General features: G+C 71.3%; 20 protein-coding genes. 7 read left to right on the top strand and 13 right to left on the bottom strand.

What is annotated here, in order from left to right; all coding sequences use genetic code 11:
• The first annotated feature begins 35 nt into the window (after positions 1-35).
• From pdhA to ACUKCB_RS21245, 3 genes are read left to right on the top strand one after another with little or no spacing between them, the layout of a single operon-like run.
• Positions 36-1,121 carry a pyruvate dehydrogenase (acetyl-transferring) E1 component subunit alpha gene (pdhA, locus tag ACUKCB_RS21255; RefSeq protein WP_473037354.1) on the top strand — a complete coding sequence of 362 codons (1,086 nt, stop codon included), beginning with the start codon at positions 36-38 and terminating at the stop codon, positions 1,119-1,121.
• 1 nt (position 1,122) lies between these two features.
• The gene (locus ACUKCB_RS21250) at positions 1,123-2,109 is read left to right on the top strand and encodes an alpha-ketoacid dehydrogenase subunit beta (RefSeq protein WP_473037353.1); all 987 of its coding nucleotides are present in this window, start codon (positions 1,123-1,125) and stop codon (positions 2,107-2,109) included.
• Complete coding sequence (locus ACUKCB_RS21245; protein WP_473037352.1) at positions 2,106-3,554, top strand: dihydrolipoamide acetyltransferase family protein; 1,449 nt, start codon at positions 2,106-2,108, stop codon at positions 3,552-3,554. The genes ACUKCB_RS21250 and ACUKCB_RS21245 overlap by 4 nt, the downstream gene beginning before the upstream one ends.
• Before the next feature lie 99 nt (positions 3,555-3,653).
• Here the strand turns inward: ACUKCB_RS21245 and ACUKCB_RS21240 are convergent, their stop codons facing one another.
• Positions 3,654-4,121, bottom strand: a complete 468-nt coding sequence (locus ACUKCB_RS21240; RefSeq protein WP_473037351.1) for an SRPBCC family protein — start codon at positions 4,119-4,121, stop codon at positions 3,654-3,656.
• 235 nt (positions 4,122-4,356) lie between these two features.
• Entirely contained in the window at positions 4,357-6,390 is a 2,034-nt protein-coding gene (paaZ, locus tag ACUKCB_RS21235; protein ID WP_473037350.1) for a phenylacetic acid degradation bifunctional protein PaaZ, read from the bottom strand.
• Between the two features lie 158 nt (positions 6,391-6,548).
• Between paaZ and ACUKCB_RS21230 the strand changes: the two genes are divergently transcribed.
• Positions 6,549-7,145: a class I SAM-dependent methyltransferase gene (locus ACUKCB_RS21230; protein ID WP_473037349.1), complete on the top strand. Its 597-nt coding sequence runs from the start codon at positions 6,549-6,551 to the stop codon at positions 7,143-7,145.
• 45 nt (positions 7,146-7,190) lie between these two features.
• On the opposite strand, the gene ACUKCB_RS21225 is transcribed toward ACUKCB_RS21230, so the two are convergent.
• Both ACUKCB_RS21225 and ACUKCB_RS21220 read right to left on the bottom strand, forming a co-directional pair.
• Entirely contained in the window at positions 7,191-7,748 is a 558-nt protein-coding gene (locus ACUKCB_RS21225; RefSeq protein ID WP_473037348.1) for a hypothetical protein, read from the bottom strand.
• Between the two features lie 238 nt (positions 7,749-7,986).
• Positions 7,987-8,508 carry a YbaK/EbsC family protein gene (locus ACUKCB_RS21220; RefSeq protein WP_473037346.1) on the bottom strand — a complete coding sequence of 174 codons (522 nt, stop codon included), beginning with the start codon at positions 8,506-8,508 and terminating at the stop codon, positions 7,987-7,989.
• A 198-nt stretch (positions 8,509-8,706) separates the two neighbouring features.
• Here ACUKCB_RS21220 and ACUKCB_RS21215 point away from each other — a divergent pair, with 198 nt between their 5' ends.
• Positions 8,707-10,512 (top strand): PASTA domain-containing protein, encoded by a 1,806-nt coding sequence (locus ACUKCB_RS21215; protein ID WP_473037345.1) that lies wholly within the window; start codon positions 8,707-8,709, stop codon positions 10,510-10,512.
• A gap of 109 nt (positions 10,513-10,621) precedes the next feature.
• Here ACUKCB_RS21215 and ACUKCB_RS21210 read toward each other — a convergent pair whose 3' ends face one another.
• The 6 genes from ACUKCB_RS21210 to sigK all read right to left on the bottom strand — a co-directional run bounded on the left by ACUKCB_RS21210 (position 10,622) and on the right by sigK (position 15,818).
• Positions 10,622-11,464 carry an SDR family oxidoreductase gene (locus tag ACUKCB_RS21210; RefSeq protein WP_473037344.1) on the bottom strand — a complete coding sequence of 281 codons (843 nt, stop codon included), beginning with the start codon at positions 11,462-11,464 and terminating at the stop codon, positions 10,622-10,624.
• A 134-nt stretch (positions 11,465-11,598) separates the two neighbouring features.
• Positions 11,599-11,832 (bottom strand): hypothetical protein, encoded by a 234-nt coding sequence (locus ACUKCB_RS21205; protein WP_473037343.1) that lies wholly within the window; start codon positions 11,830-11,832, stop codon positions 11,599-11,601.
• Positions 11,833-12,013: 181 nt separating this feature from the next.
• Positions 12,014-12,499, bottom strand: coding sequence for a MarR family winged helix-turn-helix transcriptional regulator (locus ACUKCB_RS21200; RefSeq protein WP_473037342.1), 486 nt, complete (start codon positions 12,497-12,499; stop codon positions 12,014-12,016).
• A 182-nt stretch (positions 12,500-12,681) separates the two neighbouring features.
• A complete protein-coding gene (locus ACUKCB_RS21195; RefSeq protein ID WP_473037341.1) occupies positions 12,682-14,325 on the bottom strand; it encodes an AMP-binding protein in 1,644 nt (547 codons plus the stop codon).
• Positions 14,326-14,478: 153 nt separating this feature from the next.
• Entirely contained in the window at positions 14,479-15,195 is a 717-nt protein-coding gene (locus tag ACUKCB_RS21190) for an anti-sigma factor (protein ID WP_473041087.1), read from the bottom strand.
• A gap of 5 nt (positions 15,196-15,200) precedes the next feature.
• On the bottom strand, positions 15,201-15,818 hold the full coding sequence (gene sigK / locus ACUKCB_RS21185; protein ID WP_473037340.1) for an ECF RNA polymerase sigma factor SigK: 618 nt from the start codon (positions 15,816-15,818) through the stop codon (positions 15,201-15,203).
• Positions 15,819-15,947: 129 nt separating this feature from the next.
• On the opposite strand from sigK, the gene ACUKCB_RS21180 reads away from it, so the two are divergent.
• Together ACUKCB_RS21180 and ACUKCB_RS21175 are read left to right on the top strand one after the other, a co-directional pair.
• Entirely contained in the window at positions 15,948-17,516 is a 1,569-nt protein-coding gene (locus ACUKCB_RS21180) for a molybdopterin-dependent oxidoreductase (RefSeq protein WP_473037339.1), read from the top strand.
• Positions 17,517-17,608: 92 nt separating this feature from the next.
• On the top strand, positions 17,609-17,899 hold the full coding sequence (locus tag ACUKCB_RS21175; protein WP_473037337.1) for a hypothetical protein: 291 nt from the start codon (positions 17,609-17,611) through the stop codon (positions 17,897-17,899).
• A gap of 108 nt (positions 17,900-18,007) precedes the next feature.
• On the opposite strand, the gene ACUKCB_RS21170 is transcribed toward ACUKCB_RS21175, so the two are convergent.
• From ACUKCB_RS21170 to ACUKCB_RS21160, 3 genes are all read right to left on the bottom strand, one after another.
• Positions 18,008-18,679 (bottom strand): hypothetical protein, encoded by a 672-nt coding sequence (locus ACUKCB_RS21170; protein ID WP_473037335.1) that lies wholly within the window; start codon positions 18,677-18,679, stop codon positions 18,008-18,010.
• 189 nt (positions 18,680-18,868) lie between these two features.
• Positions 18,869-19,354 carry a DUF6114 domain-containing protein gene (locus ACUKCB_RS21165; protein WP_473037334.1) on the bottom strand — a complete coding sequence of 162 codons (486 nt, stop codon included), beginning with the start codon at positions 19,352-19,354 and terminating at the stop codon, positions 18,869-18,871.
• Positions 19,345-19,995, bottom strand: coding sequence for a DUF6230 family protein (locus ACUKCB_RS21160; protein ID WP_473037333.1), 651 nt, complete (start codon positions 19,993-19,995; stop codon positions 19,345-19,347). The genes ACUKCB_RS21165 and ACUKCB_RS21160 overlap by 10 nt, the downstream gene beginning before the upstream one ends.
• Between the last annotated feature and the right edge of the window lie 216 nt (positions 19,996-20,211).

Raw genomic sequence — 20,211 nt, 5'->3', positions numbered from 1 at the left:
CTGTACAGATCTTCCGTGAACCAGGAGGTTGCAGCATGGCTGAACACCAGGGCCTTCTCCCCTCCGAGCGGCCGCTACGGCTGCTCGACGAGTCCGGGGTCCCGGTCAGCGAGACCGACCTGCGGATGCCGGGCTCCCAGCGCCTCCTGGAGGCCTACACCTCCCTGGTGATCGGCCGCCGCGTCAACGACCAGGCCAGCGCCCTCGTCCGCCAGGGCCGCCTCGCCGTCTACCCCTCCTCGCACGGCCAGGAGGCCTGCCAGACCGGCGCCGCGCTCGCCCTGGCCGACGGCGACTGGCTGTTCCCGACCTACCGCGACACCGCCGCCGTCGTCGCACGCGGCGTCGACCCGGTCGAGGTCCTCACCCTCCTCAAGGGCGACTGGCACGCGGGCTACGACCCCTACGAGCACAACGTCGCACCCCAGGCCACCCCGCTCGCCACCCAGCTCCTGCACGCCGTCGGCGTGGCCCACGCGGCCCGCCTGCGCGGCGAGGACACCGTGGTCATGGCTCTGTGCGGCGACGGCGCCACCAGTGAGGGCGACTTCCACGAAGCCCTCAACTTCGCCGCCGTCTTCAGGGCCCCGGTCGTGTTCTTCGTGCAGAACAACGAGTACGCGATCTCCGTCCCCCTGGCCAAGCAGAGCGCCGCCCCCTCCCTCGCCCACAAAGGCGTCGGCTACGGAGTCAACGGCGAGCGGGTGGACGGCAACGACGCCGCCGCCGTCCTCACCGTCCTGGAGGACGCCGTCGGAGCCGCCCGCTCCGGCGAGGGCCCCCAGCTGGTCGAGGCGCACACCTACCGGATGCAGGCGCACACCAACGCCGACGACGCCTCCCGCTACCGCAGCGAGGACGAGGTCGACCCCTGGGTGGCTCGCGACCCGCTGCTGCGGATGGAGGCCTACCTCCGGAAGAAGCGGGTGCTCACCAAAGCCAGGCAGACCGAGATCACCGAGAGGGCCGAGGCCGTCGCCACCGCCATGCGCGAGGGGGTCAACCGGGACGTGCAGCCCGACGGCGCCGAGCTGTTCGCGCACGTGTTCGCCTCCCCCACCCCGCAGTTGACCGAACAGGCCGCCTTCCTGGCCGACGAACTGAGCAGAGAGGGCAACTGACATGGCGACCGAGAAGCTCTCCATGGCGCAGGCGCTCAACCGGGCGCTGCGCGACTCCCTCGCCGAGGACCCCGCCGTGTACGTCTTCGGTGAGGACGTCGGCCCTCTCGGCGGCGTCTTCCGGATCACCGACGGCCTGACCGCGGAGTTCGGCGAGGACCGCTGCTTCGACACCCCGCTCGCCGAGTCCGGGATCGTCGGCATGGCCGTGGGTATGGCGATGAACGGCATGCGCCCGGTGGTCGAGATGCAGTTCGACGCCTTCGCCTACCCGGCCTTCGAACAGATCGTCAGCCACGTCGCCAAGACCCGCAACCGCACCCGCGGCCGGGTCGGCCTGCCGATGGTCATCCGCGTCCCCTTCGCGGGCGGTATCGGCGGCGTCGAGCACCACTGCGACTCCTCCGAGGCCTACTACGCGCACACCCCGGGCCTGAAGGTCGTCACCCCCGCCACCCCCGGGGACGCCTACCACCTGCTGCGCGAGGCCATCGCCTCCCCCGACCCCGTGGTCTTCATGGAGCCCAAGAAGCTCTACTGGGCCAAGGACGAGGTGGACTTCGACCGCCCCGCCCCCGGGATCGGCCGGGCCGTGGTCCGCCGCGAGGGGACCGACGCCACCCTCATCGCCTATGGGCCGGCCGTGCCCACTGCCCTGGAGGCCGCCGAGGCAGCCGCCCAGGAGGGCCGCAGCCTCCAGGTCGTGGACGCACGCTCGGTCGTGCCCTTCGACGACGAGACCGTGTGCGCGGCGGTGCGCTCCACCGGACGCGCCGTGGTGGTCGCCGAGGCCAGCGGGTACGCGAGCGTCGCCTCGGAGATCGTCGCCCGGGTCACCGAGCGCTGCTTCCACTCCCTGGCCGCCCCGGTCCGCCGGGTCACCGGCTTCGACATCCCCTTCCCCCCGCCCAAGCTGGAGCGTTTCCAGCTGCCCAGCGTGGACCGCATCCTCGACGCCGTCGACGACCTGCAGTGGGAGGACCAGTGACCGCCCAGACCTTCGACCTCCCCGACCTGGGAGAGGGCCTCACCGAGGCCGAGGTCGTGAAGTGGCTGGTCGCCGTCGGCGACACCGTCGCCGTCGACCAGCCGATCGCCGAGGTGGAGACCGCCAAGTCGATCGTCGAGGTCCCCTCCCCCTTCGCCGGGACGGTCAGCGTCCTGCACGGCGAGGAGGGCGAGGTCCTGGAGGTCGGCAAGCCACTCATCACCGTCGAATCCGGTTCCCCGGCCGAGGCCCCGGCCGCGGGGTCCCCCGTCGCGGAGGCATCCGTCAGCGGGACGAAGCCGCCGGCCCCGGCAGCCACGGGGGCCGAGGCCGACGCCGCCGGCGAGCGCTACCGCGAGGAGGAGCGCGCGGGATCGGGCAACGTCCTGATCGGCTACGGCACCCCCGAGACCACGGGCTCCGGACGTCGCCGCCGTCCGCGCAACCGTCCGCCGTCGCACGGCGCCCAGCCGCCGACCCCCGCGGCCGCTCCGGCCCCCGCACCGGCGCGCCGGGTCCCGCTGGTCACCTCACCGCTGGTCCGCCAACTGGCCCGGGAAGCCGGGCTGCGGGTGGCCGACATCGAGGGCAGCGGCCCGGGTGGGCTCATCACCCGCCGCGACGTACGCTCCGCGATCGAGGCGGCCGGTGCCAACACCGCTCCGGCCCCGTCCGCCCCGATCGCGGTCCCCACTCCGACGAAGTCCGCCCCGACGGCCTCCGCCCAGGCGGAGCCGGGTGCCGTTGACGCCCGCACGGGTCTGGCCGAGTCGAAGCGGGAGGCGATGGGCGCCTTCCGCAGGGCCGTGGCTGCCTCGCTCTCGCGCAGCCGCAGCGAGATCCCCGAGGCCACCGTGTGGGTGGACGTGGACGCCACGGAACTGGTGCACCTGCGCCGGTCCGACCCGGAGGGCCCCGGCCTGCTCGCCTACGTGGCCCGTTTCGTGCTCGCCGGTCTGCGTGCCCACCCGGAGCTCAACGGGCTGGTGGACACCGAACGCGAGGAGCTCGTCCAGTACGACGGTGTCAACCTCGGTCTGGCCGTCCAGACCGACCGCGGCCTGGTCGCTCCCGCCGTCATGGGCGCCCACAAGCTCACCACCGCTGAGCTGGACACCGAGATCAAGGAGCTCACCCGGCTGGCGCGGGCAGGGAAGGCCACCCCCGCCCAGCTCACCGGGGGCACGTTCACACTGAACAACTACGGTGCGCTGCGCGTGGACGGCAGTGCCGCGATCATCAACCACCCGCAGGTCGCCATCCTCGGCCTCGGCCGGATCATCGACCGCCCCTGGGTGGTGGACGGTGAGCTGACGGTCCGCAAGATCACCCAGCTGTCGTTCGCCTTCGACCACCGCGTCTGCGACGGCGGAGCCGCGGCGGGCTTCATGCGCGTGGTCGCCGATGCCATGGAGAACCCGGCCAGGGCCATCGCCCGCCTGTAGACCAGGGTCGCCGGACAAACCCGGCGGCCCGGAACGGAGCGCCTCGGGGGAGTCGGCACCCCCGGGGCGTTTCCCGTGTCCGGGGCCCGTGTGGTCCGGTCAGCCCTTCAGAGCGGTGTGCATCCGTCGCAGCCTCGGGCCGAAGGCGCCGCGGACACCGACGGCGGCGGCGAGGTCGCCCGCCGGGCCCAGACCGGTGCTGATCTCCACCAGGTCGGTGTGCCGGGTGCCCGTCCCGTGCGGCTCGACCGTGTGCGTGTGCCGCCAGTAGCGGAACGGACCGCGTACCTGGAGATCGCTGAACGAGCGCCCCGCCTCGTAGGCGTCGATGACGGCGGTCCACCGCACGGGGTGGAACCCGGCCGCGCCCCAACGCAGGTCCAGGACCTCGCCCTCCCCGAAGCACTCGGGCCAGTGCAGGACCTCCACCCCCGGCGGCATGGCGTCCAGGAACCCCGCCCTGCTGAGGATCAGCGCGAACACCCGGTCGGCCGGGGCGTCGAAGTCCTCGACCACCCGCAGCTTGGTGGTGCGCCTCGGTCGAACCCTCGGGTCACGTCCTCGCACGGATGCCCTCCCCCGTCTCCTGGACCGAGCTCCAGCATGGCAGGGGCCGCTGCGCCCGGCACCGGTTTCCCCCGACCCCGTGTCGTATCCAGCATGCCGGCGGTTCCGAGAGCGTCACCGACCGGACACGGCTGTGCCCCCGGAACCGGGGGCACAGCCGTGTCCGCGCAGCGGTTCGTCGACCTGCCGTCATACCGCCATGTCGACGAATCGGCAGGTCGACGAAGCCACGTGTCTACTCCTCGCCCTTGGCCACCAGGGTGAGGACGTCGTAGGTGGCGACCGCCTCACCGTCCTGGTCGGTGACGACCGCGTCCCAGCGCACCTCGCCGTAGTCCGCGTTGGTGCGCGGGGTGATCTGCTTCGCGGTCAGCTTCACCCTGATCACCGCGTCCTCCTTCACCGGGGTGAGGAATCGCAGGTTGTCGACGCCGAAGTTGGCCAGGACCGGCCCGGGGGCCGGGTCGACGAACAGGCCGGCGGCCAGCGACACCACCAGGTATCCGTGTGCCACGATCCCGCCGAACAGCGGGTTGGCGGCGGCGGCCTCCTCGTCGGTGTGCGCGTAGAACGTGTCACCGGTGAACTCGGCGAAGTGGTCGATGTCCGCGCGGGTCACCGTGCGTTCGGCGGACTCGATGGTGTCGCCGATCCGCAGTTCGGTCAGGTCCTTGCGGAACGGGTGCACCTCGCCGACCGTGCGGCGCGAACCCGTGGTCCAGTGCCCGGTGATCGCGGTGAGCATGTCGGGGGACCCCTGGACGGCGGTGCGCTGCATGTGGTGCTTGACACCGCGCACACCGCCCATCTCCTCGCCGCCGCCGGCGCGGCCGGGGCCGCCGTGCACCAGGACGGGCAGCGGGGAACCGTGGCCGGTGGACTCCTTGGCATCCTCCCGGTTGAGCACCAGGATGCGGCCGTGCCAGGGGGCGACGCCCAGGACGACCTCGCGGGCGACGTCCTCGTCGTTGGTGACCAGGGAGCCGACCAGGCTGCCCTGGCCGCGTGCGGCGAGCTCGACCGCCTCGTCCACGGTGTCGTAGGTGATGACGGTGCTGACCGGGCCGAAGGCCTCGACCTCGTGCGGCTCCTTCGCGCCGGGCTCGGCACGGAGCAGGATCGGCGACATGAAGGCGCCGGACTCGTCGTCGGCGCCGGTCACCTCGACCCGCTCGGGGTCGCCGAACACCAGCTCGCTGGAGGTGCGCAGGGCCTTGACCGCCTTGCGGACCTCCTCGCGCTGGTCGAGGGAGACCAGTGCGCCCACGCGGGTGTCGGGGTTGTCGGCGGCGCCCACCACCGCCTTGGACAGGCGGTCGGTGAGGGCCTCGGTGACGGCTCCGGCCATGGCGGAGGGCACGATGACCCGGCGGATGGCGGTGCACTTCTGTCCGGCCTTGACGGTCATCTCCGTCACGACCTGCTTGACGTACAGGTCGAACTCGGGGTCCTCGACGGTCACGTCCGGGCCGAGGATCGAGCAGTTGAGGGAGTCGGCCTCCACGTTGAGCTGGACGCCGCCGCTGACCACGTTCGGGTGGTTGCGCAGGATCGCTCCGGTGGCGGCGGACCCGGTGAAGCCCACGACGTCCTGCGGGCCGAGGGCGTCGAGCAGGCCCCGGTGGCTGCCGACGAGGAGTTGGATCGAGCCCTCCGGCATGAGGCCGGACTCGACCATCCGCTTCACGACGGCGACCGTCAGGTAGGCGGTCTGGCCGGCGGGTTTGACGATGCTGGGCAGGCCCGCGAGGAAGGCCGGTGCGAGCTTCTCCAGCATCCCCCAGACGGGGAAGTTGAACGCGTTGATCTGCACCGCGACGCCGGGGCGGGAGGTGTAGACATGCTGGGCGACGAAGGTGCCGCCCTTGCTGAGGGGTTCGAGGGGGCCGTCGAGGATGACGGTGGAGTTGGGGAGTTCGCGTCGGCCCTTGCTGGAGAAGCTGAAGAGGGTGCCGAAACCGCCGTCGACGTCCACCGCGGTGTCGCGCTTGGTGGCTCCGGTTCGGTGGGAGAGGGCGTAGAACTCGTCCTTGTACCCAATGAGGTGCTTGGCGACCTCCTTGAGGATGTTCGCCCGCTGATGGAAGGTGAGCGCGCGCAGCGCGGGCCCGCCGACCTCACGCGCGTACCCGACCATCGCGTCCACGTCGGGGCCGTTCTTCGAGATCCGTGCGACGGTCTCACCGGTGTTCGCGTCGGCCAGGGGCGCGCCCTCGTCCGCGGGGGTGAACCACGACCCCTGTGCGTAGCTCTCCAGTACTTCGGACACGTGACGGTCCTCTCCTCGGTGTGGGTCTTTGGGAACAGTATTACAGACCGATCGGTCAGTAAATAGCCCCGTAGCTGCGGAAGTGCGCTTCACCAGCACTTTCGCCAACAGGTGCGGGCTGCCCGCCTGGCCCGCGCAGGGCCGTTTAGCGTGGCCCCATGACCAACTACGCGCGGATGTACCGTCTTGGTTTCACCCCCTGGGAGCGCTACGGCCCCGCGGCCGGCGCGCAGCTCCGCTCCTGGCTCGACCGCGAGGCCGAGGAGCGTCCGAACGGCCCCGGCCGGGCACTGGACATCGGTTGCGGACGCGGGCAGTTCACCCCCGAAATCGCCCGGTACGGCTGGGAGGCGGTGGGCGTCGACCTCGTGCCCGAGGCGATCGGGGCCGCCCGGCGCAAGGGGCCGAAGGAGGTCGCCTACGTCGTCGGTGACGCGGCCGACCTTCCGGCCGACCTGGGCACCTTCGATCTCTTTGTCGACATCGGCTGCTTCCAGGGGCTCGACGCGGTTCAGCGGACCGCGGAGGGTGAGGGCGTAACGGCGCTCGCCGCGCCGGGGGCCACCCTGCTGATACTCGCCTTCGGGCCGTCGAAGTACCGCAAACTCGTCGAGGGCGTCTCACAGGCCGAGGTCGAGGCCGCATTCCCGGCATGGGAGCTCCTCGACGTGGCGGACGCGGCCACCGAGGGCCTGGGCTGGCCGATGAACCGCACCTCGCCGAAGTGGTACCGGTTCCGCCGCCACACCGGATGACCGGAGGCCTTCCGGTGTGGCAACCGTGAGGGTGACGCGATCGTCCTACGTGGACACCCCCGAAGCCGAGGAGAGCCCTATGTCCCCCGTCCAGATCATCCGCCTGGCGGCGATCGCGTTGATCGCCGGCGGTGTGTCCCTCGGCTTGGTCCCCGGCGGGTCGTGCGGGTCGGGTTGGCGGGACCCGGCCGGTGCTGACGAGCTCCACGGGTGGTTCGCCTTCGGGGAGGCTTCCAGCAACATGGCGATCGATACGTGCGAGACGGCCATGGCTCCGGTGGGGTCGTGGGCGATCGCGTTGATCGTGATCGGGGCGGTCCTGCTGGCGGGAGCCTGGCTCAACACTCCGTCCCAGCCGAAGGCGTCGAAGGAGTAGGTGCCCCGCCGCGCGGTCGACGCGCCCTCGGGGCCACTCCCCTGCCCCAGCGCCAGGGACCGGATCTCCCGCGCACTCCACCCGAACTCCGCGCGCGGCATCCTCCCCAGGTGGCCCGCGTTCAGCACACCCCAGCGTGCGGCGATCGCCGAGGTGCTGCGCTCGCCCAACAACGGGTCTCCCAGATCCCGCCGGATTCTGGACAGACGCTCGGCGCGGGGATCCACCGCGCGAGGGTGAACCCGCGGGCACGGCACAGCTTGTACGGGTACTTGCACAGGGCCGGGCACCTGCACGGTCAAGGGGGCGACACCCGGTGCCCGAGCAGGCAAAGGGGCGCACCAAAAACCGGGACGACCAAGCCGAAACCACTCATGGATTTGTCGACAAACCGACAGGGCCAGGACCCCCGACGGCGGGTTCCCTCCCCCGCCCCCGTCCGGGTAACCCGTACCCGCGCGGTCCCTAACGTGTCAGGGACAGTACCTCGGCGCCCGGCAGTTCGGCCAGTAGCGGCCCGGGGACCCGCAGCTTGGACCTGCGCAGACCACTGCCCACCACCACCCACGGGGTGTCGTACACCCTCTTGTCCACCAGGACCGGCCAGCCGAGCGGCACCCCGAACGGGGTGATGCCGCCGTACTCCATGCCGGTCAGCCCGGTGGCCTCGTCCATCGGGGCGAACGAGGCCTTCCGCGCGCCCAGGTGGCGGCGGAGGACACCGTTGACGTCGGCCCGATCCGTGGCCAGCACCATGCACGCCGCGTACGTCACCTCACTGCCGCGCTTGGCGGACAGCACCACGCAGTTCGCGCTGGTGTCCAGGGTCAACCCGTAGGCCTCGCAGAACTCCGCCGTGTCCGCGAGGTCCGGGTCGATCGAGGCTGCCCGGACCGAACCGTCGAAGGGGGCGATGGCCTCGCGCACCGGGTCGGCCGTCAGTTCCGGGTGGTCGTGTGCCGCTACCCATTCGATCCGCTCCGCCATGGCCGCTCCCCGTTCCCGTACCGATCCGCGTTCCCGCTTACGTGCGCCACCATGATGCCGCACGCGGCGGGACGCAACGCGGCACCGAACAGGCCCGGGGTCGGGAGGTCGCGGATTGACTCCACCGAGACACTCACTGTCCGTATCCGGCCTGATAGAGGGCTCTGTGTGGGGATTTGTCACCGTACAATCCGACACATGGAGTCCCCCACCCCCTCCCCCCTCTCCGGCGTCACGCTGCACGGACGCGTGCTCATCGGCGCGCGTGTCGGCGGCGACGGCTCGGTTTCCGTCCACGAAGGGCACGACACGGTGGCGGACCAGCCCGTCACGGTCACCCTCCTCGATCCGGAACCGGCCGCCGATCCAGCCATCGCGCACGCCTTCCTCGGCCGTGCCCAGACCTTCGCGGGCCTCACCGCACCCAACTTCGTGCGTGTCCTGGGAGACGGACAGGACGGGGAGCACGTGTACGCGGTTACCGAGCACACGCCGGGGGAGACCCTCGCCGAGGTGCTCGGCGGCGGTGAGCAGGGACTGCGCTACAGCCCGCACACGGCGCTCTCGATCGTCGCCGACGTTCTCGCGGCCCTCCATCCGGCGCACGACGAGGGGTTGGTGCACGGCGCCCTGAGCCCGGACAACGTCGTCCTGGACGACGACGGCGGGGTGACGGTCACCGGTTTCCGGCTCGTGGGGGTCGAGGAAGCGACTCCGCGCACGGACGTACACGCCGTCGGGATGCTCCTGCACACCCTGCTGACGGGAGCGCTCCGATCAGCGGACGGCGCTCCGCTGCGCCCCTCGGCCACGGTCCCCGGCCTGCCGCCGGACCTGGACATGCTGGTCGCCAACGCCACCGAACCGAACCCGCGCTACCGTCCGCGTGACGCCGGACAGTACCTCACCCTGGTCGAGCAGGTCCTGAGGTCACTCCCACGGCCCCAGGACCCGGCCGCTGCCACCCAGCCGATCCCGGTGGTGGCTTCCGATGCGGAGGCCGGGCCGTACGCGCACCGGGCCGGGGACGGTACCGACGACGACCGTCCCGCCCCCTGGCGCCGTTTCCCGGTGCTGGCGGCCGCGGGGGTCCTCGTGCTGGCACTCTTCGCAGCGGGGTGGGCCCTGGTCCCCGACGATGCGGTCGAACTCCCCGACCTCGCCGGGTTCTCCCCGGAGATGGCGGAGGCGGAACTGGCCGCCCTCGAACTCGACCTCTCCTTCACCTACGAGGACGCCTACAGCGACGGCATCGAACCCGGCGAGGTGGCCGCCACCGACCCCGTCGCGGGCACGGAGCTGGAGGCCGGCGGGTCGGTCGTCCTGGCGCTTTCCGTCGGCCCCCGGCACGTCGGGGTCCCGGACGTCGTGGGCGGTACCGAGAACGAGGCCCGCAACCTCCTGCGGGAGGCCGGTTTCACCCTGGTGGAAGTGGTGCAGGAGCACTCGGCGGAGGAGGCCCCGGGGACCGTGCTGTCCTCGGAGCCGGAGGCGGACGAGACCGGCGACCGCGAGGAGACGGTGACCCTGCACGTCAGCGAGGGTGTCATCGTCCCCGCCCTCATGGGCATGGGGCGGACGGAGGCATCCGACGCCCTGGGCGGGATCGGTCTGTCCGTCACCGTCGTGGAGGCCCCCAGCGACTCCGTCCCCGAGGGCGGAGTCAGCGGTCAGGCCCCCGAACCAGGAGCGATCCTGCCCGAGGACGGCACGGTCACCATCACCGTCTCCACCGGGCCCGAGGAGGTCGTGGCGGAACCCGAGGAGCCCGAGGAACCGGAGGAGGAGTCGGCCGGGCCCGAGGAGGCGCCGGACGACGATGCCGAGCAGGAGTCTCCGGGGGCTTCCTGCTCCGGTGAGTCCTGGGACCCCCGGACGGTCTACGACGAGGGCGACCGGGTGCACTTCAGGGGGCGGGTGTACGAGGCCCGCTGGTGGATCCAGGGGATTCCGCCGACGGTCGGCGGGGAGTGGGGTGCCTGGTCCGACCAGGGGCCCTGTTGAAGCCACCGCGCTACCCACCGCGGCCCGTGGTGCGGCCCCGACCGGGACCGCACCACGGGAGGGGCCGCTCCGGAGCGGGCGGCCGGGTGGTGCGGTCCAGGAACCGGCGTCAGTCCCCGGGGGCGAAGTCGGCGGCGTGGTCGCGGGCCCAGTCCCGGAAGGTGAGGGCGGGGCGGCCGAGAACCCGGGAGACGTCCTCGGAGACGGGCTCCGGGACGTCGCCGTTCTCGGACCAGTGTCTGATGATCTGGTCGGCGAAGTCCTCGCCCACCGCCTCGGCCAGTTCGGTCCGGGCCTCGTCCAGCGGCTGCTCCTCCCAGCGCGCGTGGACGCCGATCGCCTCGCCGAGTACTCGCACCTGCTCGGCCTGGCTGATCACCTCGGGTCCGGTGGCCACGTAGGCCCGGCCCACGTGCGCGTCGTCGAGCAGCGCCCGTACCGCCACCGCGGCCAGATCCCGCTCGTGCACCACGGAGCGCCGGATGCCCCCGAACGGCGCGCGGACCACCCCGCGGTGGACCTGGTCGGACCAGGCCAGCGCGTTCGCGGCGAACCCGCCGCCGCGGATGAAGGTCCACTCGCGGACCGACTTGCGGACCTCCCGCTCCACGCTCCCCCAGACCCCGCCGTTCCCCTCGGTCGCGCCGGTCGAGGACAGGTGGACCACCCGGTCGACGTGCTCGCCCAGAGCGGCGACTACCTCCGCCGCGCCCTCGGCGGCGTCGTCGGTTCCGGGCCACACCAGATACGCGGCCCAAGCGCCCTCGGCGGCGGCGGACACGTCCTCGGGGATGGTGGTGTCACCCGCGACCACCTCCGCTCCCTCCGGTAGCCCCGCACCCGCCGGGTCCCGGGTCAGGGCGCGTACCGGGACGCCCTCCGCGAGCAGTCCCGCCACCACGTGGCGTCCGGTGTTACCTGTGGCTCCGGTGACCAGAATCGGCTGTGTCATGGTCCGTCTCCTCTCGGTGGACCGGGAGGGGTTCCCGGCCGGGCGCCCTTGAGGCGCCCACGGACCACACAAGTCCCTCAACCAATGTTGAGGTCAAGGCCGCGCGAAGGTGATGCACCCGACGGCGACACGCTCTAGATCCCCTCCGCGTCCCGGGCCAGCTCGCCGAAGTGGGCGACCGCGGCCCCCAGGGCGAAGTGCGCGGCCTGGTGTTCGGTCATCGGGACGATCCCCGCGGGGATCTGGACCCTGAACGGGAAGTCGTCCTCGGGCCGGATCCGGAAGTCGTCGATCACCCCCTGGGACAGCAGGAGGGTCAGGGCCTCGCGGACGTGGCCGGTGCGGTTGTCTGACGCCCAGATCGACATGTGACCACGTTAACCCGGAACGGTCCGGAAGAACCGGTGTGGGCGGGCTCCGAAGCCCGCCCACACCGGTTTTCCGCAGGCAGGGAGAGCACGGGCACGACCCCCGTGGTGCCCGTCTCCTGCCGTGACCGCGGCCGTCAGCGTCCCCCGACGGCGGCCGCGGAGCGGGAACGCCCCGTCCTCAGGGCTCCTCGACGACGCGGGCCTCCCCCTCGAGGACGTGGGCGGTCAGTCGGCGCAGGGAGAGTCTGGTGGCCTCGAACTCCTCCTCGGGCAGGTCGATGACCCGCCCGACGGCCTCCGGGATGCCGCGGGCGCGCACCCGCAGCGCGGCCCCCTCCTCGGTGGGCAGGACCCGTACCGAGCGCTCGTCGGCGGGATCCCGGTCCCGGCGCAGGAGCCCGTTGGTCTCCAGGCGCTTGAGCAGGGGGGTGAGCGTTCCGTAGTCGAGTTGGAGCACCGCCCCGATCTCCTTGACCGAACATTCCCCGCGTTCCCACAGCAGCATCATCACGAGGTACTGCGGATAGGTGAGGCCGAGCGGAGCCAGGAGAGGACGGTAGAGGTTCGTGACGGCACGCGAGGCGGCGTACAGCGCGAAGCACATCTGTTCGTCGACTGCCGGGAGTTCGAAGTCGCCCGCGGGGGCTGGGGATCGGTCGGGCATCACACGACATCGTAGTAACCGCGCACCCGATGTCAAAGCCCACAATTGCCTTGTGCACAAGCAAAAAAGGGACGTAAGGAACAGGGGTGTTCATAAGCATCCAAAAGCTCACAGGAAAGCGCCGGTGCGGACGGACCGCACCGGCGCCACACCCCGAACGGGGCCTGTCCGACCCTGCCTGCCTACTCCCGCGCCCGCACGCTGCTCGGCAACCGGCGCTTGACCACCTTGCCGGTGGCGTTGCGCGGCAGGTCCGACAGGACCACCACGTCGCGCGGAACGGAGAACCGGCCCAGCACCTCACGCACGTGCATGCGGAGCTCGTTCGGATCGACGGAGGAACCCTCGTAGGGGACCACGTACGCCGCGAACCGCTGCCCGAACTCCTCGTCCGGTACCCCCGTCACCACCACCTCGCGCACCGCGGGCATCGTCACGATCGCCTCCTCCACCGGGCGCGGGAAGACGTTCTCACCGCCCGACACGATCATGTCGTCGTCCCGGCCGGCCACGTGGAGCAGCCCGTTGACGTCCACGTAACCGCGGTCCCCGGTCTCCATCAGCCCGTCGGCCATCCGCTTGCTCCGGCCGCTCGTGTAGCCGTCGAAGAGCATCTCGTTGCCGACGTGGATGGCGCCCCTGCTCCCCTGCGGGACCTCCCGGCCCTGCTCGTCCAGCACCGCGATCCGGGTGCCCAGCGGCGGCCGCCCCGCGGTGGTCGGGGCCAACCTCAGGTCCTCCGGGGTCGCGATCGTCGCCCACGACACCTCGGTCGAGCCGTACAGGTTGTAGACGACGTCCCCGAACACGTCCATGAAGTCACTGATCAACTGCGGGCTCATCGCCGAACCGCTGCACGCCACGATCCTCAGCGAGGAGGTGTCGTACCTGTCCCGGGTCGACCTCGGCAGGTCCATGATCCGCCGCAGCATCACCGGCACCGCGAACAGCGCCGTACACCGGTGCTCCTGGATCGTCCGCAGCACGTCCTCCGGCTCGAACAAGCGGCGCATCACCAGGCTCGCCCGCATCGACATGCCGAGCTGGACCCCGGCCAGACCCCAGGTGTGGAAGACCGGCGCGGACACCAGGATCCGGTCCTTGGAGTTCAGCGGAATCCGGGACAGCACCGAGGCCGCATCCTGCGGGCCCTTCGGGGTGGGGCGGCGCGCGCCCTTCGGCGTCCCCGTCGTCCCCGAGGTCAGCACGATCAGTCTGCCCGGCCGCTCCGGGGGCTCGGGGTCCACCGCACCGGGCCCCTGTCTTTCCTCCGGGATCCGGGGCCCGGGGGTACCCGACTCCCCCCAGGCCGTCACCCGCGGGAGTTCCGGCGGCAGAGCGCCGCACAGCTCCTCGAACTCGGCGTCCGCGACGAGCAGCGAGACCTCGTTCTGCTCCACCACGTCGACCAGAGGCCCGGCGGCCAGACCGGTGTTCAGCAGGACGGCGTCGGCGCCCAGGCGCCCGCAGGCCACCATGGTCTGCACCATCCCGGCGTGGTTGCGGCACAGGATCCCCACCCGGGTGCCCTGCCCCACCCCCATGCCGTGCAGCTCCCGCGCCAGGGCACGCCCGAGCAGGTTCATCTGCCCGAACGTGGTGCTCCCCGCGTCGTCGATCACGGACACCCGGTGGGGGACCCGCTCACCGGCGGCGGCGTAACCGCCCGCGATGGTGGCCCCCCACGTCCGCAGCGCACGGAGCTGGCGGACCACCTTGTCCGGGCGGCCCGGGGACAGGACCCCGGCCTTGACGAGCACCCTCACGACCCGGAGGGTGTGGCGCAGTTTCGACGGTGCGGGCGGACTGCCGGTCTGGGTGGCCATGGGGACTCCGAAAGGGCGTACGGGACGGGCGAAGCGGTCCGCGCCCTCCGGGAAGCCTTCGCCTCGTGACTCCACGGAGTACTGCGACCGTAGGCGAGGGACCCGTACCGTTTCTTCTCCTCGGAGTGAGTGACTACCCGCGCGTACTTGTCACTACAGGTCGAGTTTCATCGGCGGCTTACTGGGTTCGGGCATGCCGCCCTCGGGCTCCAAGGTGACACCCACCTGGACGGGTTCGCCCATGTCGTGGGACATCGCCGAGTACCGGCCGTCCGGAGAGGGCTCCAGCATCCCCGCGGAACGCATGCCGTCCTCATCCACGTACCAGACCTGGTAGGCCATCCCGGGCGGGGTGTCGGGCAGCCCCTCCACCACCAGCATCAGAGCATCCATCTCGTAGGACGTGAAGGCCGTCGCCCTCGCCCCGTCCCCCAGGGAGCCCTCGTGCATGTGCGTGTCCGGTGCGGCGAGGAGGGCCTCGACCTCGGCGGTGTGCCGGCTCACGTCGTCCCGGTGGCGGTCGACCGCCACCAGTGCGGCGCCGAGCACCACCGCCACCAAAGCGCACGCGGCGGCCACCAACCAGGGGAACCGCCCGTACCACCAGCGGCCCGGCCCCGGAACGGCCCCTTCGGGAGCGGTGGGCGGGGGCTTCTGCCTGGTCCGCCGGGCGGACGCGCTGATCCGCGCCCATAGTTCGGCCGAGGGCTCCTCCGACTCCGCGTAGGCCATGCGGACCAGGGTCTCGCGGAACTCCTCCAGGTCGCGGCGGCACTCGTCACAGGCGGCGAGGTGGCGTTCGGCCTCGGCCCGCTCCTCGGGCTCCAGCGCGTCGACCGCGTAACCCGCGATCAGACCGTGCGCTCGCATGTCGCTCACGTGATCACCCCCAAGCAGTCCCGAAGCCGGATCAGGCCGTCCCGCAGACGGCCCTTCACGGTGGTCAGGGGCACTTTGAGGAGCTCGGCCGCCTCCCGCTGCGTGTGCCCCGTGTAGTAGGTGAGGCGGACCACGTCCTTCTGCAACTGCGTGAGCCGGCGCAGACAGCGCCGGACCTTCTCCCGTTCGAGGGTGTTCTCCACGTGCCTCTCGACACCGTCGGCGGGTGTCGTCTCCGGTTCCAGCCGACCCGCCGCGGCCACCCGCGCGGTCGCCGACTCCTCCGACCGCACGCGGTCGACCGCCTTGCGGTGGGCGATGACCAGCACCCAGGAACGCGCGGTGCCCCGTTCCGGAGCGAAACGCCCGCAGTTCCGCCACACGTCGAGGAAGACCTCCTGGGCCACCTCCTCGGACTGTGCCTCGTCCAGGAGCACCCTGCGGACCACCCCGAACACCGGGCCGCTCAGCTCCCGGTACACACGCTCGAACGCGGCGAAGTCGCCGAGGGCCGTCTGCCGCATCAAGGACGCCAGGTCCTCGTCCGACAGGGCGGATCCGCGGCCGGGCCCTCTGGCACCCGTCCTGATACCACTCACCTGTTCCACTGCCATCTTCCTCCCAGAGCCGTCACCCGGCATTCGGTGCCAGGCGCCCGGAGGAGACGCCTCCGGAGAGGGATGGTTACCTTTTCGTGATCATATGGTACGTCTCCTCCGCACCGACGGCTCCGAACCAGGGGCATGTTCGACACCAACCGCACCGCGGGCCCGGTCCCGGGAGCGATCGCCGGTCTCGTCGCTACCGGGGCCGCACTCGCCGTCGCCGAGGTCGTGGGCGCCCTCATCTCCCGTCCGGGGGCGACCCCGGTCCTGGCCGTCGGTGACGCGGCCGTCGACCTGACGCCGCAACCGCTGAAGCAGTTCGCCGTCGACACCTTCGGCACCGCGGACAAGATCGCCCTGTTCGTCGGTATGGGCGTCATCCTCGTCGCTTTCGCGGCCGTTCTGGGCGCCTGGTCCGGGAGGCGGCGCCGGATCGGATATGCGGGCATCGCGGTGTTCGCGGTCCTGGGCCTGGCCGCCGCGCTCACCCGGCCCGACAGCGGGGTGTTCGACGCGCTCCCGACCCTCGCGGGCGCCCTCACCTGCGCCGCCGTCCTGCTCTGGCTCCTCCGGATCGCCGGAACCGGCCCGGCGGAGCCGACCGGGGACGGACCACCCCCTCAGGGTTTCGACCGCCGACGGTTCGCCCTCGTCGCGGGTGCCGTCGCTGCCGCCTCGACGGGTGCGGGAACCGCGGCCCGGGCATTCGCCGGCTCCGGTGCGGAGCTGTCCAGACCAGACGTCCTACTGCCACGACCGGCGTTCCCGGCGGCACCCGTCCCGGACGGCGCGGACCTGGAGATCGACGGACTCGCCCCCTTCCTGACCCCCAACTCGGACTTCTACCGGATCGACACCGCCCTGTCGGTCCCCCGGGTGGACGCCGCCGCCTGGGAACTGCGGATCCACGGTCTGGGCGCCAGAGAGCGCGTGTACACCTTCGCCGACCTGCTCGCCCGGAACGACCTCACCGAACGCGACATCACCCTGGCCTGCGTCTCGAACCCGGTCGGCGGGGACTACGTGGGCAACGCCCGGTGGATCGGGGTCCCCCTGGCAGCCCTGCTGGCGGAGGCCGGTGTGCGTTCCCCCCGGGACGGCGGGCGCGCGGACCAACTGGTGTCGCGCTCACAGGACGGGATGACCATCGGAACGCCCGTCGCCGACGTGATGGACGGCCGGGACGCGCTCATCGCCGTCGGCATGAACGGACGCCCACTCCCCTACGAGCACGGGTTCCCCGCCCGCATGGTGGTCCCGGGCCTCTACGGCTACGTGTCGGCGTGCAAGTGGATCGTCGAGATCGAACTGACCACGTTCGACGCTTTCGACGCCTACTGGGTACCGCGCGGTTGGTCCGCGCTGGGTCCGGTGAAGACGCAGTCGCGCATCGACACGCCTCGTGCGGCCTCCACCGTCGGGGCCGGGACGGTGACCGTCGCGGGGGTGGCCTGGGCGCAGCACACCGGAATCGACGAGGTCGAGGTCCGGGTGGACGGCGGAGAGTGGCAGCGGGCGAGCCTGGCGGAGGAGGACACCGCCGACACCTGGCGCCAGTGGGTCTTCGACTGGGCCGCCGCACCGGGGGAGCATGAGCTCACTGTGCGTGCGACCGACCGGCGGGACAGGACCCAGACCGCCGACCCCGCTCCCCCGGCCCCCGACGGGGCGACCGGCCACCACACCGTCCGGGTCACCGTCGAATGAGGGCGTCCCCACAGAGCTCCCGCGCACCAGGCGCGGGGAGTGCCGGCCCGGGGCCGGCACGAAGGTACGAGAACCGAACAGCAGGAGAGATGATGACCGCTTCCGCCACCAGCACTGTGCGCCGCCTCCTCATCGCCGGGGCCATCAGTTTCACCGCTGCCCTGACCATGGCGGCCTGTGAGAACACCTCCTCCGACGCCCCCGCCGTGGAGAGCGAGGAGATGGAGGACGAGGAGATGGAGGACGAGGAGATGGAGAACGAGGACTCCATGGAGGACGGGGAGGGCGAGGACTCCATGGACGAGGAGATGGAGGACGAGCCCATGGACGACGGCATGGGTGACGAGGAGTCCATGGACGAGGACATGGACGACGACAGCTGACGCTGCGCCGGTCCCCCGGCCCCTCGGCACGAGGCCGAGGAGCCGGGGTTCCAGGTGACCGGTTCCGGGGGTCACGGACTCACGTCAGTGGCCCCGGAATCCGGTTCCTCAGGAAACGGTGATCGGTGCGGACGGGTCGTCGGCGTTGGTCACCTCGTAGGTGGCGGTGAAGTCCGACTCCGTAGCGTTGGTCGGGCACCCGAAACCGCCCTCGACCACGACCGGGGCCGAGGTGTCGAAGGCCAGCGTGGAGGCCGGGTCGCCGTTGGTCCAGGTACCGCTGATGGCGGCTTCGGCCTCGGGGCTGACCGTGGCGGTGCACGAAGCCAGGCCGCTGGTGGTGACCACGATGCCTCCGGCCGGAACCAGCATCGTTCCGGTGGAGGGCGATCCGGCCTGCATCGACATCTCCCACACCGCGTCGTTCACGGTCACGTCCGCGCCCACGAAGGCCATGTTCGTGTCGCAGTTGTCGAAGTTCGGGGCCTGGATGGTCCCCGAGACCGGGCCGTCGGGGTTGTGGTTGTCCGGGGCGTCCGGGACGAGGTTGTTCCCGCCGCCGGGCTCGGTGGTGGAGACCTCGCAGGTGACGATGGTGGAACCGGCGGAGAAGGTCGCCGTTCCGGTCATGGACGCGGAGAAGGCGGCGCCGGCGGGCTCGACGGTGGTCGGGTTCGCCTGGGCGGCGATGGCGGGACCGCCCCAGGCCAGGACGAGTGCCCCGGCACCGGCGATGGCGAGGCAGGAGCGGTTGCGGGATCTCGGTTGCGGAACCGACATGAGTACTCCTTGTGTGTGACGGCCGGACGGCACACTGCGGGCGTCCGGCGGCAACTGGGGGTGTTGTTCGCGCCGACGTAGGTAGATGTCACTTGCCGGAGGACAACCGGAGACGCACGAGGCGGGGTGCTGTGCCCCGCGCGCCTCCGGAGGATCAATAGCCCCGAAGCACCCGGAAACAGGGAGCGGTCAGTCTTCGGCCGTGGTGGAGGCCGGGAGTGGCGCCGTTTCGGCTGCGCCCTCCGACGGCGCTCCCCCGCGCTCCCTTCTCCGGGTTCCCTTCCGCCCGAACCGCCGTTTCCGGGGCGGGCGTGCGACGGGCCGCCAGGAAAAGGCCAGGCCGCCGCCGACCAACGCCAGGAGGGTGCCGATCACCAGGCCGCCGAGGTTGGACAGGATGAGTGCGCCCAACCCGAGGAATCCGGCCAGTGAACCGGTGATGACGTGCTGGTTCGGGGTGAACCAGGTGACCGATCCGAGGACGATCAGCATGCCGCTGAACACCAGGGAGGACACCCCGGCGACACCGGTGTGGATCATCAGTTCCACCGGCATCGCCACGAGCGCGCCCATCTCGATCCCGGCGAGGATCATCAGGAGCCCTCCCGCGAAGGGTCGCCGCCTGGACCAGTTGCGCCAGGCGGTCCACAGGCTCCGGAAGGACCTCAGAAGCACTCGTTGCTCCCGCTGCTGATGCCGAGGCTCAGGTCAGCCAGCCGGAAGGTCCCGGCGGTGGCGGAGATGGCGGTCTGTTCGAGGTCCTCGACGTAGATCGTGTCGGACTGCATGCCGAAGAGGTCGTTGAAGCCCTTCGCGGCCTCCGGGCCCTTGTCCAGGGTGGAGGCGTCCCGGCCGATCTCCATGTTGTTGAACTCGGCGTTGCCGTCCATCTGCTCCATGTCGATGATCAGGTTGCTCGCCTGGACGGGGGTGTCCCCGGTTCCGGCGGTCAGCTGGAGCGAGACCTGCCCGATGATCGGCATCTCGGTGAGTACCGACTGGCACAGGTTGTTGAGCTCGGCCTCGCGGATACCGGCGACAGCGGTCGGTACGGCCTCGCCGCGGATGGTCTCGTTGACCCAGCCGTACTGCACGAACCCCTCACCCTGGAGTTCGTCGGCGGAGATCTTGAACTCCTGGCCGGAGACGGTGAAGGAGGCAGCGAGCGCTCCCGAGGCCATGGCGAACAGGATGCCGCCGACCGCTGCTGTCGCCGGGACGGAGAACAGGGCGAAGCGCTTCCAGCTGGTGTGGCTCTCGGGTGTCTCCGCGGCGTCGACGGAACCCTCGGCCGTGTCGGGGGATGTGGTGTCCATGCGAGTCCTTCCCTGGGTGCATGGCCGCGCTGCGCCCGCCGTCCCCCCGAACATCCGGCACGCGGCCTGGTCTGATTTCCCCGTGTAGCGGGGTGGCACCGGACCAGAATCGGTTCCAGTAACGCTGCACATCATGTATCGGAGCCGGTCGGATTTCAAGGGTGTTAAGGAAACTTTTGTATCTTCCCCGTTCTTTCCGAGAATGATCTTGCATGC

The organism is Nocardiopsis moroccensis (assembly GCF_055763695.1).
The sequence above is the reverse complement of the archived record's forward strand: the minus strand, read 5'-3'. Positions and strand labels throughout refer to the sequence as shown.